General features: G+C 54.4%; 8 protein-coding genes. 4 read left to right on the top strand and 4 right to left on the bottom strand.

All coding sequences use genetic code 11. The annotated features are described in order from the left end of the window. Nucleotide 1 precedes the first annotated feature (1 nt). Genes ACH6CV_RS17410 through ACH6CV_RS17400 form a run of 3 tightly spaced genes read right to left on the bottom strand, consistent with a single transcriptional unit; the run spans nt 2 to nt 6,639 of the window. Nucleotides 2-1,036, bottom strand: coding sequence for a 5-methylcytosine restriction system specificity protein McrC (locus ACH6CV_RS17410; protein ID WP_456359491.1), 1,035 nt, complete (start codon nt 1,034-1,036; stop codon nt 2-4). Next, complete coding sequence (locus ACH6CV_RS17405) at nt 1,033-3,471, bottom strand: AAA family ATPase (RefSeq protein WP_456359490.1); 2,439 nt, start codon at nt 3,469-3,471, stop codon at nt 1,033-1,035. The genes ACH6CV_RS17410 and ACH6CV_RS17405 overlap by 4 nt, the downstream gene beginning before the upstream one ends. 60 nt (nt 3,472-3,531) lie before the next feature. Beyond that, nucleotides 3,532-6,639, bottom strand: coding sequence for a DUF3427 domain-containing protein (locus ACH6CV_RS17400; protein ID WP_456359489.1), 3,108 nt, complete (start codon nt 6,637-6,639; stop codon nt 3,532-3,534). A gap of 1,809 nt (nt 6,640-8,448) precedes the next feature. On the opposite strand from ACH6CV_RS17400, the gene ACH6CV_RS17395 reads away from it, so the two are divergent. Next, nucleotides 8,449-8,670 (top strand): hypothetical protein, encoded by a 222-nt coding sequence (locus ACH6CV_RS17395; protein ID WP_456359488.1) that lies wholly within the window; start codon nt 8,449-8,451, stop codon nt 8,668-8,670. A 342-nt stretch (nt 8,671-9,012) separates the two neighbouring features. Here ACH6CV_RS17395 and ACH6CV_RS17390 read toward each other — a convergent pair whose 3' ends face one another. Continuing rightward, nucleotides 9,013-10,089 (bottom strand): hypothetical protein, encoded by a 1,077-nt coding sequence (locus tag ACH6CV_RS17390; protein WP_456359487.1) that lies wholly within the window; start codon nt 10,087-10,089, stop codon nt 9,013-9,015. Between the two features lie 303 nt (nt 10,090-10,392). Between ACH6CV_RS17390 and ACH6CV_RS17385 the strand changes: the two genes are divergently transcribed. The 3 genes from ACH6CV_RS17385 to ACH6CV_RS17375 all read left to right on the top strand — a co-directional run bounded on the left by ACH6CV_RS17385 (nt 10,393) and on the right by ACH6CV_RS17375 (nt 13,091). Continuing rightward, nucleotides 10,393-10,848, top strand: coding sequence for a hypothetical protein (locus tag ACH6CV_RS17385; RefSeq protein WP_456359486.1), 456 nt, complete (start codon nt 10,393-10,395; stop codon nt 10,846-10,848). Between the two features lie 67 nt (nt 10,849-10,915). Continuing rightward, nucleotides 10,916-11,542, top strand: a complete 627-nt coding sequence (locus tag ACH6CV_RS17380) for a CHC2 zinc finger domain-containing protein (RefSeq protein ID WP_456359485.1) — start codon at nt 10,916-10,918, stop codon at nt 11,540-11,542. Beyond that, the gene (locus ACH6CV_RS17375; RefSeq protein ID WP_456359484.1) at nt 11,520-13,091 is read left to right on the top strand and encodes a DNA primase family protein; all 1,572 of its coding nucleotides are present in this window, start codon (nt 11,520-11,522) and stop codon (nt 13,089-13,091) included. The genes ACH6CV_RS17380 and ACH6CV_RS17375 overlap by 23 nt, the downstream gene beginning before the upstream one ends. The last annotated feature ends 325 nt before the right edge of the window (nt 13,092-13,416 follow it).

Genomic DNA, 13,416 nt, shown 5'->3' with positions numbered 1-13,416 from the left:
CCTAAAGCGCCTGCCACTCGCGCATAAAGCGCTGTACCTGATCCTCTATGTCAGCAAACGACTGATCCAGATTCAGCGTTCTCACCCATAATTGTTTCCCGTGTATGAGGTATCTCTGGTCCGGTACTATCTCCTCATCCGTCCGCGCATATAGCAACGCGCCGCTGACGGGAATGTTCCTGCCCGCCTGTGCGTTGTCCAGATACGTCAACACTTGATACAGGTTGGCGGAATGCAGTGCCTGCTTGTCGCGGTAATTTTGCAGCGCATGCGCATAATACTTGGTGTCAATGATTAGCATCCGGTCGGGTGCTCCCACCGTGATATCCGTGCGCATTGCGGGCAGCAGCAAAGTGTCCGAGCCTTCGTCCAGCGCCCAATCGACATAGGATGCAGAAACGCCGTACTGTGGGTAATGCTTTTTCAGATAGTTTCGGACGAACCGCTCATATAGCGCGCTCATGGCCTGGTCATCGGCAAAGGCCGTCATACGGGTTCCGCCGTTTTTCTCCGCAATCAAACGTTGATTTGCAACCATCCGGCAAACGGCCAACAGCATCCGATCAAGTCTGCTCTGCGCAGGAATCGGTATCACGTCCCAGCGAACGCGTCGAATATCCACATCCGATACCTGATCAAAGAATTGGAGCGACCGCTTCAGGTCCGCCTTTGTCTCTGGGCGAACAGCTTGGGCACGCAACATCCATTTCGCCGTTGCCTTCAATATTTGATTGGCCAAGGTATCCTCATAGTACTCATCATATTGGCAGGATAACCGCTGACGGCGGATTAACTGGCGCTTGAGCGTATCAGGGATGTCAATCTTACCGCGTGGGCAGCGTAAATCATCGACCTGCGGGACATAGCTGCGCTTGAGGCCGCGCCGCGCGAGGTCGGCCATTCCGCGAGATAGAATGGCCGCGTAGAGATCTTCCACATGCGCAAAGTCCTCCTGCCCCAGGAAGCGGAGGCCATCCTCCCGCAGAACCTGAAAGGCGTAGGCCAACATATGATAGATGTTCTGGATGCGGATCATTGCAGCGCGCTCCGCATGAGCGCCGACCAGCGGTCAACACGCGCCCTGTCGTCAAACCAGTACTCCCTGAGGAGCGGAATCAGTTCAAACTCCACCACCTGATGCAGCCATTCGTCCGTCGCTTCGCCGTCCATGCAGAAATAGCTGTGCCCGATCTCAAACCCCTTTCCGAGGGATTCATCCGCCGCGATCTCCTGATTCAGCGCTTGAATATGACGGATCAGCGCATTCAACCTGGTATTGGCCTTCTCCTCCAGATAAACCCTGAACCGCTCCGTTTCAAATGCCGCGCACATGGGAAAGAAGGAGAATCGGCGGCGGAGGGCGTAGTCCATCATGGCCAACGATCGGTCGGCGGTGTTCATCATGCCGATGAGATACACATTTTCCGGCACATAAAAGGTCTCGCCAGCGTAAAGCAGCTTGACGCGGTATTTCTCTCCGCGCTTGTCCCGCTCAATCAGCATGAGGAGCTCTCCGAAGATTTTGCTTAGGTTGCCTCGGTTGATTTCGTCGATGATGAAGAAGTAGTCGTTCTCTGGATCTTCCAGCGCCTTTTGGCAGAAGGTGTAGAACGGCCCTTTGCTGAGCTCAAACCCGCCCTTGTCGTTGGGGCGCAGGCCGACGATGAAGTCCTCGTAGCCATAGCTTTGATGGAACTGTACCATGGTGACGCGGTTTGCGTCCTTTTCCCCCATCAGGGAGTAGGCCAGCCGCTTGGCGATGAAGGTCTTGCCGACGCCCGGCGCGCCCTCCAAAATGACGTTCTTTTTATAGCGAATGAGACCGCAGAGGGTATCGTACTGCTCTGCTGGGAGGAACGCCTCAGAAAGAAAATCGGCACGCGTATAGGGATCAAACGATACGGCCTCCGGGATTTGCACCGGCTCGCCTCCCTCGGCGAACACCGCCTCCAATTTTTCCAGATCGTCCACATAGGAAGTGATATCCGTGAGCGCTTTCCGCGGAACGGAGTATGGCATATCCCACTCCCCGTGGTTTGTCCATTGCACTTCCCGAAGATTGCGGTTGTCGGTTCTTGTTTCGTCATGAGAATAATCGGACATGACGATTCCTCGCCCCACCAGCTTGCTCAGCCCGATCTTCGCATAGACAATATCGCCGATCTGCATCTCGTGGGCAAACTGCCAAATTGCCAGAGATTTATTCTTCGGATTGGTCTCCGGGCCGTAAACCTCTTTGCATTTTTCGTAAGCATCCTTCCGGGAGGGAATCATAGAAAAGTCACCGACGCCATCGAAGCCGACCACCATGATGCCTTTTTCAAGGCATTCCATCCATAGCGACGCGCTATTGTCAGGTGTATACATCCAGTAATGCGTTTGGCGATCCTCGCTGTCCTTGTCCCTTCTTTTCTGCGCGTTGATCCTCACCCATTTGGATATGATCTGCCCCGCGATCTGGTCATCCATGGGTGCCTTTTCACCGTCGGGCGTCAGTCTCCATATGCCGCGCTCCGCTTTGTCGATCAGCCCTTCGTAGGCGAGGTAGTTTCTGGCCCAAGCCACATCGTTGCGAAACACGCTCGTTCCGGTCTTTTCATGGACGACTTCCGTGATTTCCGGACTCAAATGCAGGTCCTGCTCAATCCGATCACAGACCTGTTGCGGCGTGGCCGATCCGCCAAGCGCACGGAGCGCTGCCAGAAGTGGCGCGAACCATCGTGCAAAGCGGGCGTTCGAAGCCTCTTCTGGTTTATCATCTCTTTCCACCCAAGCCATATGGGAAAGCTCCGGAAAAGTGTGCACCTCGCTGCCGTCCATCCCAAACGCCTGATTGCATTGGCGGATGATTTCGAGATAATCTTTTCCGGTTGGCATTGCCTTGGGCACCGCAAACGGAAACATGCCGCTTTGCGCCAAGTAATCGCGATTCCTGCCGTCGAGGTTGAGGTATGCATTGGGTCGAATCCAATAAAGCGCCATGGTCAGGTTCCAGCTTACCTGAGGTTGTTTTCGGACGACATCAAAGCATTTGATGAAAACAGCCTCGGTATCAATGGACGGATGATCAGCATAGTGGATGGCTGCCTGCGCCATCTGCCATAAGTGGTCAATATCGTCCGGCTTTCTGCGCTTATCATAGTGGTAGGCGAAAAATGCCATGGAGAGATTGTTGACTACCGGGATGCCGTCAAATGAAGTCGGCAAAGGCGCGGCTACATGCAGCGCAGTCTTCAAACCTCCGGTAATTGCCAGACGGTTCTCGTCTGTAATCCCACGGTTGAAACTACTGAATACCGTGAACGGATCAACATCCGTCATGAGATCGCCTCTCTCCATAAATGGCGACTTCATACCGATGTCGCGGAAGATGTTCTGAAGAATTCCCAATAGCGTTGGGCGATTCATTTCATACTGCAACAACTTGTTCGCCAACTCAGAGTAGAAGGGAATCCAGTCGAAAGTAGCCATAAGCTTCTCCTCCTGTGAACATTGATGGACGATCTTGTCCATTGTTTATCATGTAAATCATCACATGACGAGCCTGTTCGTTTTCCGCAGATACTTCGCCGGAATGGGCTTAGCAAGGCGAAGGGTGATGTTCATGGGGCGACTGCCTGTGTGGGACAGGTACTCGGCTTCGCCCAGGAACGTATAGGGCGTTACGCCATATTGGTCTTTTTTGTATTCCCGGACGAACAGCAGGATTCTGCTGCCCGATTCCCGGTGGTGGATGTAGCGCTGACCCGTCGGGCTCTCCTCGCTAGTCGTTGACTGGCTCTGCCAATGAAAGAGCGTCTCATTTACGGCGTAGTCGTTGTACATGGTCGTTGGCGAATAATCCTTGTCGGACTTGTTCAGCGTGACAAAGAAGATGTCTATGCCCTTCTCCGGCAGATACTTCACGCCCTCACGGACGTTTGCAGGCTGCATGAAATCCATAGCGACCAACGCCTGATCGCGGCTGTAGGTGCAGTGCGCATCCAGCGGGCACTCAAAGCCCAGATCGATGGACTCGTCGACGAAATCGATGTGGTCGAAGTTGTACCGGAGCAGGTCCTTCAACTCCGAACATAGCACAGGGCAGGCAGAGATGGACCGGATGGCGTCCGTCGCTTGCTCAAAACCACATTCCTCAAACGGCCTCTGCCAGACGGTAAACTGAAACATGTTCAGCATGCGACGTTCCCGTTCGGTGAGCAAGCTATCGTTGAGATCGTCTGCCATCTCCAGCGCATCCAGGAGGAACCTAATCCAGCGCCGGCTGTCGATGCCACAGATTCGCGAAAACGCCTTGGAAAGAACATCCTCAAGCGCCTCCTCGAATTCCGGCATCACTCCGGCTAGGACGCACAACCGCGAAAACGAAGCGCTTTTGTAGATGCCACGTGGGTCGAGGTGATAGAACGTGCAGAAATTGGCGAGCGTTGGCGGTAGGCCTGTGTCATCTTCAAGCGTTCGGATGCGGTCAACAATCCCGCGACGGCCCGTCAATGAAGCGCGGATGTTCTCCAGAATGTACTCCTGCGCGATTCTTTCCAGCTGGATAAAGCAGCCCTTCGGGACCGACACAAAGCCGTCCCTGATCTCGCGCTGGATGCTTCTGCGCGTCATACTCAGCAGCGCCTCCAGCTTGCCTTCAAAATCGTAGCGCTGGTTCGCCTGCCCGATGAAATCCAGCGCTGTCAGGCATTCCTTGCCGTCCGCTAGCCGAAGGCCGCGCCCCAATTGCTGCAGGAATACCGTCAGCGATTCAGTGGGCCTGAGAAACAGCACCGTATTGACCTCCGGGATGTCCACGCCTTCGTTGTAGACGTCCACGGTAAAGATGAAGCGCACCTCTCCAGATGCCAGCGCCTTCTTTGCGCCTTCGCGCACGTCGCTGGGTGTTTCGCCTGTGACGCTCATGGAGCGGATGCCTGCCCGGTCGAAGTATTCGGCCATGAACTCCGCGTGCCGGACGGAGACGCAAAAGCCGAGTCCCTTCACATCGTCCAGGTCAGTCACGTATCGAGTTAAGGACTGAATGACCATGTCCGCACGCCGCTCCGCGACTGCGCGGTCGATTGTATAGAGATTCGAAAGTTCCTCCCGGTCGTAACCGCCGCGTGACCAACGCACTCCTGTCAGGTCGACGGTATCCGTCACCCCGAAATACTGAAATGGGCACAGGAGCTTTCGCTCGATGGCCTCCGGAAGACGAATTTCCGCCGCGATACGTCCGCCGAACCAATTGAGCACATCCTGCCCGTCCATGCGCTCCGGCGTGGCGGTCAGCCCCAGCAGGATCTTGGGCTGGTAATACGAAAGTAGCTGCGCATAAGTCGGTGCGGCAGCGTGATGGAATTCGTCCACGACGATATAGTCGTAGAAATCTGATGTGGTGCGCGAGGTCAGATCCTGAGAATTGAGCATCTGCACGGAGATAAATAGGTGATTGAGGCTCTCTGGCCGATACCCGCCCACGAACAGGTCGCCGAAATTCATGTTCTTGAGGACGCCGCGAAAGCAGTCCATACTCTGCTTCAGGATTTCTTCCCGATGCGCGACAAACAGAAGCCGGCATGCGTTCCCCGGATGTGTCTTCACGTACCGTTTATAATCGAAGGCGGAGACCACCGTTTTGCCCGTTCCGGTGGCGGCCACTACGAGGTTGCGGTACGCCCCTCGGACGCTGCGTTCCGCCTCCAGCGCATCCAGGATTTCCTGCTGATACGGGTATGGACGGATCTCAAAGGAATAAGCCGGATCTCCCACACGCTGCCCGATACGCTCCGCCTTCAATGCGGAGACAAGGCGCATTTCCTGTGATTCATCGTACTGCTCAAATTCCGGCGAATTCCAGTAGCTTTCAAAAGTGGCGTCGATCTTTCGGATCGTCTCCGCCTGGTCCCGCTCGGTTAGCTTCACATTCCATTCAAGCCCGCTGGAAATGGCGGGCTTTGTCAAATTGGAAGAGCCCACATAGGCTGTGGAGAAGCCGCTGTTCCGGTAGAACACATACGTCTTGGCGTGCAGCCGGGTTCGTGCAGTATCATAGGAGATCCTGATATCAGTGTTCGGCAGCCGCTGGAGTTCCGCGATTGCCTTCACGTCGGTCGCGCCCAGGTAGGAAGTCGTGATGATGCGTAGCTGCCCGCCGTTTTGGGTAAATGAGCACAGCTCGCCCAGAATCATCCGGAGCCCGCTCCACTTGATGAACGAGACCAACATGTCTATGCGGTCGCAGGAGAGGATCTCCTTTTTCAGTTCCGCAGACAGGCTGGGTTCGTTTCCTGCGCCCGTGAATAGTGAGCTCTGCGCGATGGATGTCTCCGGACGGACGCATTCTCGCTGAATGGTATTCCTTGCTTCCTTGAAGGACAGCAGCATGCGTGCCGGGCTTTCCACTGCCAGGCTACGCTCGAAAGCGAGTGATTCCACCAAGCGGTTCACAAAACACACTTGACCGTTGAGCCCCGCCGTTTCGCCTAATTCACTCAAAACCCGCTCGGTGATATGAGAAACATATTGGGAGAGCACCTTCGGGGCTTCGGCCTTATCCAGATCGTCGGCAACAACAAAGTGGTCCTGTGCATCATCCAGGACTTTTTTGGTCGCTGTGTTGATCAGCTGTTCATAGAGGCCGGAAGGAAGCATGTTTCCACCTTTCAATTGCTGGAAATGTGATAATAGATCAGCTTTCTATAATTATAACCTATTATTCCCTGAAGCTCAAGTATTCTCAGAAGAGATCGTGTCTTCAAGATGACCCATTCTCCGCATAAGAGCTCTACGCTACCAATTGAAGGAATGGAAATGGCAGGATGAAGAAACATACGTCCTTTTTTGTGGCAAAGGGTAAGGACCCCGGTCCTTACCTTGAGAACAGCGTAGTATCATCGTAAATGCTGACCTTCCGGTCGTACGACCGGAAGGTCAGCACGTTGAGAAAGCTGTCGGCGTACGGAACATTCGCCAGAATTCTGGGGAATGTTACAATGCAGGCCCTACTATAGATCGAGGACTGTTTCGGCTAGCTAGCATCTCTCATTACATGCTTCGCAAGGGTGGAAATTGCAAAAACTGCAGATGGGCGAGAATTTTGGCTCTGAGCGTGCACGCACTCATAGCTATGTGGATAAAAGCAAACCGAAACCAAATTCCCGAGACACCGTTGGCGAAAAGATCGGCATATGTTGGCTTCCAGATGGATCTGTCGCCAGTAAAGGGCGACCCCAGAGACTATAGCTTGGTGATCGGACGACCACCAAGCTATGGGGGATGAAAGCCAACCGGAACAAATATCCTGCAACTTCGTTCGGGAAAACTATAGCCGTAAGCGTTCCTTAAGGTTGGGGACTATCGACCCCAACCTTTCGATGGCAAGTGTGAGCTACATGGTTCAGGACCCGCCAATAACAATTCTGTTAAGCAAAAATTCTGCGTCACAAAATGTACCTAACAAAGATGAGAACCGCATTCTTACCGGGTAGAAAATACTTATTGAATTTCGAGCCGCGACTTTGAGCACAAGCTTGATGGCGGCAGGCAACATCCCACGGGTGTGATGAACCCCAGCTTGTGCAGAATTCTGCACAAGCTGGGAACGTCAGGACAACCTGAGATAAGCTCGGTAAAAGGGTAGGCGTCTTTCACGACAATATAAAAGGTCAAGAAGTTGTCTGAGGCCGCTGACGATGAACCCAAGCAAAGGCTTCGCCGTAACGAGAGTCCATCAACAAGGCGTATACCGACGTGATACACCGGGAGCACGCCGACGGAGTAAGGCCTGCGACCAACTTGGGCAGGAAACCCCCGTCTTCACCATCCCTCACGGACCTCCGGGGCGCCGACGTTAAAGACACTATACGCACCAGCATAGCCTTTCATCGGAGGATCTGCGGTGTCTCAATGAAGGCACTTCCGTTTGATTACGCGCTAGTCATTCACAACATTCGGCAGAATTCTGAGTTGAAAAGAGTTTTAGAATGTGAATCCAGAAACAATACCCTGTGGTCGGGCGACCACAGGGTATTATAAGCCATTGCGTTTCAAAGGCTCCTAGCCGTCAAATCGCTCAGCCGGGAGCAGATTTTGCCCAACAGCTTTCACCTAGAGTTGATAGCTTTGAGGTCGCCCGACCTCATAGCTATCGGAATGAAAGCAAAAGTGAAAAACCAAGAACCAGAGGGTCCTTTCTGCCAAAAACGTCGACGACCTTCCCCTCGTGCGAGGGGAGGGTGGATAGATTGAGAATGATCCTGAAAAGTGGCGTGTCATTGGGGCCATTTCGAACCGGCTGGGCGGCGGAACCTGAAATCATTCCAACGCGGGAACTGGTGATGAAATTGAGCCGCTCCTCGAGTTGCAGACATAAGAACGGCAGCTTCGAAAACCCGTATATGACAGTTTTGTTCCGCAGAATTCTGCGGAACAAAATGACGCCGGGAGGTGGACGCTGAAATATTGGGAAAGCTCACCGGTGCTACCTACGAAGCCATCTACTGCTCCCGCCTGTGCAAAATTTTGCACAGGCGGGAAACGCATGATGTGGGCGATCAAGGTTGGCTCAATGAAGATGTGCTCGCACGAGCACTTCTTACTGCGGCACAAGGAGCAAACAAAATTGCTCTGGATTACGCACTTGTCGTTCACAACTTTCCAGCAGAATTCTGCGGAAAGTTGTAGAAAGTTTTACGGGCAATCATAGGGGGCTGAAAAGAAAACCCTTGCGTTTCGAAGCCTCCTAGCCGTCAAGGTACTCGGCCAGAAGCAAATCTAGTCTACAGCTATCATCAGAGACGATAGCCTGGACCCAAGGCGAGAATCTGACCTCGGTCGGATGAGCATAGGGCTTCAAAGCGTAATACCACAACGCCATATGAGCAACAGGGCTGTGCTTGGCGATTCGATTAAGGAAATTGAAAGGCAAATCCAGTAAGCACATCTTGCCGGGGTTTATGGAGATCCTGCGACGACTCTGTTGATCAGAATTCTGATCAACAAAATGACGCCGGGCGAACGCTGAGATCATTCCTTTCCTTTACTCGGCTCTTTCGCATGCTTCTTCCGGTAGTTCTCAATCTTGCGTGCATTCCGGTAAGCCTGGCAGGACGGGTGCTGACAATAGCGCTGCTGCCCGTAGGCCGTAATCAGCTGATGGCAACACTCACAGCGGATAAAATGACGGCTTCCGCGTGCGAGCTCCTCGCCGCCCGTCAAGCCGGACATGCAGCTGAGCGTGTACCAGCAAACGTCGAAGATGGAATTGACAAACGGCTTCAACGCCAGTTTGCCCTGATTCTGCTCATACTCCAGTTTCATCTGAAGCGGGGGGAACATCCCGACATAGCCAAACATGACGCTGGAATCCAACCATATGCGCATACCGGGTTTCCCCTCCGGCGCGCGAAAATGCTCAAAGAACGACGGAGTGTCAAACAGCTTCCCATCATAATATAAGGAACGTGCGACGCTGTCGTCGTCTCTTTCAATGGCGTCGATGGCCAGATAACAGCCCATGGCGCTACAAATGGCATGGAGGTCGTGCAGAAAGTCATCAACACGGAAGGCTGCCGTGCGCGAAATTCTTTCCTGCGTGATCTGATGCGTTCGCTCGGGCGTTACAAGCGGTCTTTTATCTTCCACCGAACGAAGAAGCTTCTCCATCACGTCCGCAGGATCGGCTTCCTTTTCATTGGTTGGTGCTTGGGATAAATTCACCGTTTCGACTTCAGCCAAGATATCTTTATGATTGTAGGGATGGATGTTCTCACTGCACCACTGCGCAATGAGCTCCGTATAGGGCTTGTCGCTGACGCCCGGCTTATTGATGGCCTCATATAGGTTCATCAGTCCCGCCAGAAGCTCCTGGCCGGTTAGCGGCGAATCATTTTCCCACGCAGAAAAGTCATCCGTATCAAGACAAGGAATTAAACAGAGCCCGTCTTCCCGACTTTCCATTTCATAGTAAGGAAAGCGGATGGCCTTCTGCCGGATGTTCCCCATGCCACCAACGCTGACGGATTGAAAGGTTCCAAGGCCGCTCTTGGTCGAGCTGCTCCATTCCAAACCGAGCAGATCATCAGTTTTCTTACGGTTGGGCAAGCAAACACCGCCTTCACACCATGCCGATACCGACAGTATGATTCCATTTGGTGTATTCTACCGCAAACCCGGCCTCCTCGCAATGATTTTCTGGAGCAATGAAGAATCTAGAGTGATACCGAATGTGTAACCGAATGGAATTTCCCGTTTGGTTTTTAATTTGCATGATCCGTGTTATACTACATGAGGGTGGTGACCAGAGCACCATTCACGAGAGGACATCAGGCCAAGTGGCGTCGCCACTGTCCAGGCCGGATGCCCTCTTTTGTTTTATCGGGTAGTCAAGCAGATGGGAGGATGGTCATGGACCTGGATTACTTGGAGCTGTTGCTGGAAACAAGGAAAGCACTAGACCGGGCGCGCTGGGCGCGGGAGCGGCTGGGGCACAACCGCATGAAGAGCGAGTGCAGTACTTCGAATTTGCAGCATACCATTCGCGGCAAGGGCGGACACAGCGATCCCACGGCAAACCGCGCCATGGCCGCATACGACTACGAGCTGGACGCCAAGTGCGCGGAGGAGGAACTGGAGAAGAATAAAGCGCAGATCGTCCTAATGGCCAAGGGCAGTAAATACCCAGATCTCATGCAGGCTCTTTACTGGAGGATCGTCGGAGGGTTGTCATGGGAGGAGGTCAACAAGCAGCTTGGCGGACGATACACCGCGAAGGGCCTACGCCGGGCCGTTGAGCGCGCAAGGAGTCAAAGCGCATCCGCATGGTGCGAGCGGTGGATTCAGGCAATCGAAGATGGTGCATGACGAGCAAGCAGCGTACCCGTTGGGGCGCTGCTTTTTAATGCTCATTTATTAATGAAAGGAGAACGTCATGAATGTCTTTGAAGCCGCCCGGCAGATAAACTGTGTGGATGCGGCCACGCAACTGCGTCTCCCTCTAAAACACTGCGGCAGCAAAGCCTACACATGCTGCCTATTCCATACGGAGAGAACGCCTTCCATGTGCCTTTACAGCGGCAACGGAGGCTTCTATTGTTTCGGCTGCCATGAACATGGCGACAGCATCCGCTTGTATCAGCAGGCGCTGCATCTTTCCCCGCTGGAGGCCGCAAAGCAAATCTGCAGCGACTTCGGCATGACGTACGATGCGCCGAGCCGCACCCAGCGAAAAAACGCCGCGCCTCCCCTTACCGTTCCTAGGATGGACGCCCGGAAGCTGGCCAGCACGCTGACAGCATGGCGAGAAGGACGCATTGACACGCTGCTTGTCCAAAAGCGCGACGCCACCCGGCAGATGGACAACATCGAACATGAATACGCTGCCCGCGATGCACCCCAAGACGCTGTCTGGGATGACAAGCGCTGGCTGGACGCGTTGACCATCCGCGCCAGAGCGCAGGATGAGATTGCGAGGCTGGATGCCATGTCCCTTTCCGATCTACTGGAGGAAATGAAATCGAAACAGGAGGAATCGTATGAATCCAAACGAGCTGGCTGAGCTGGAAAAGCTGCTGGCTGAAGACAGTTACGCACGTGATCTGGCGCTGGGTGTATCGCCCGAAAAGGCGCCGCTGATGGCTCGGCTGCGGTCCATGAAGCCCTGCCAGAACGAACGCTATCCCGGCAGCGACATCGGCAATGGATACCTGTTCGCCGACTTCTATAAGGATACAGCGCGCTTCGTCAGCGAGCGGAAGTGCTGGTACGTGTATGATGGCGCGGCATGGCGCGCGGATGTCGGCGGCCTAATGACCATGGAGAAATGCAAGGAGCTGGCGCTGCTTCTGATCCTGCTGTCAGCCGAAATCATGGACGGCTCTCTGCGGGAGATGTTTCTGAAGCGGGCCACCCGATGGCAAAACCGCGGCATACGGGAGACCATCCTTAAGGATGCCTCCAGCGTCTTCTGTCTGCAGATGGCCGATTTCGACCGCGACCCGTTCCTATTCAATTGCCTCAATGGCACGCTGAACCTGCGGGATGGCAGTTTCCGGGAACACCGACCGGAAGACCTTCTGACCATGATCAGCGGCGTCCAGTATGAGCCGGGAGCCCGGTGCCGCCGATGGGAATCCTTCATTGCAGAAGTCATGCATACCGGCTTACATCCCCAACAAGACCTGATGCAAGAAGATCCGGTTCAGCGGCCCACCCTCGACAATGAGAAGGCGCGCTACCTGCAGAAGGCGTTCGGCTACGCTCTGACTGGCAGCACCCGCTACGAATGCCTGTTCATCCTCTACGGCGCGACCACCCGAAATGGCAAGGGCACGGCGATGGAAACTTTTCTGCGGCTCATGGGCGACTATGGCAAGACCGCCCGGCCGGAGACGATCGGGATGAAATTCCAGCAGAGCAGCAATGCCCCCACCGAGGACATCGCCCGCCTGAACGGCTCGCGGTTCGTGAACATCTCCGAGCCCGACAAGAAGCTGACGTTGTCCGCCGCACTGGTGAAGTCGCTCACTGGCAACGACACCATCACCGCCCGATTCCTTCATGAAAACAGCTTTGAGTTCCGACCCCAATTCAAGATGTTCATCAACACAAACTACCTGCCGCAGATCACCGACCTGACGCTGTTCTCCTCGGGCCGGATCAAGACGATCCCCTTCGAGCGGCACTTTGATGAGCACGAGCAGGACAAAGGGCTCAAGGCGTTCTTCGCCCACCCTGAGAACCTCAGCGGCATCCTAAACTGGTGCGTGGATGGTCTGCACATGCTGGAGGATGAAGGCTTTACGCCGCCCCAGGCAGTGCAATCGGCCACCGAAGCCTATCAGCATGACAGCGACAAGATGGCGCTTTTCATGGAAGATGCGCTCGTCCCCGCGCCGCAGGGCATGGAGCGGACCAGCTCCGTGTACGGCGTCTACCAGCATTGGTGCGAAGAAAACGGGTTCCGAGCGGAAAACGTGCGCAACTTTCGCGCGTTGCTGGAGGGATATGCTCAGGTAGAACGTAGGCGGCCCGCTCCGGGTTGCGAAAAGACCACCGTGCTGGTTGGCTACCGCATCCGGGATGAAACACCCGTCAGTTTACGCTGAAGTGGGTGGGGCGGATGTGGCACCAAAATATATTACCCCTATAGAGAGAGATTAGAGAGTAATGTATTTCACTGCCCCTGTTGCCCCCACCTGATTCTCCAGGCGAAGGTCGGCAAGTGGGATACTCGCCAGCAACGCTGAAGTGGGCGGGGCGGATGTGGCATCTAGGTATATTACCCCTATAGAGTGAGATTAGAGGGTAATGTATTTCACTGCCCCAGTTGCCCCTGTTTATTATGACCAGATCCCGGCAGGATGGCGATCTCCCGGTCGGTAGCCCATGAAAGAACCTAGTCCAATTGCCCCCTACCATCTGATGACGAAA

The organism is Anaerozeibacter quisquiliarum, assembly GCF_051162045.1.
Lineage (GTDB): Bacteria > Bacillota > Clostridia > Christensenellales > Aristaeellaceae > Anaerozeibacter > Anaerozeibacter quisquiliarum.
The sequence above is the reverse complement of the archived record's forward strand: the minus strand, read 5'-3'. Positions and strand labels throughout refer to the sequence as shown.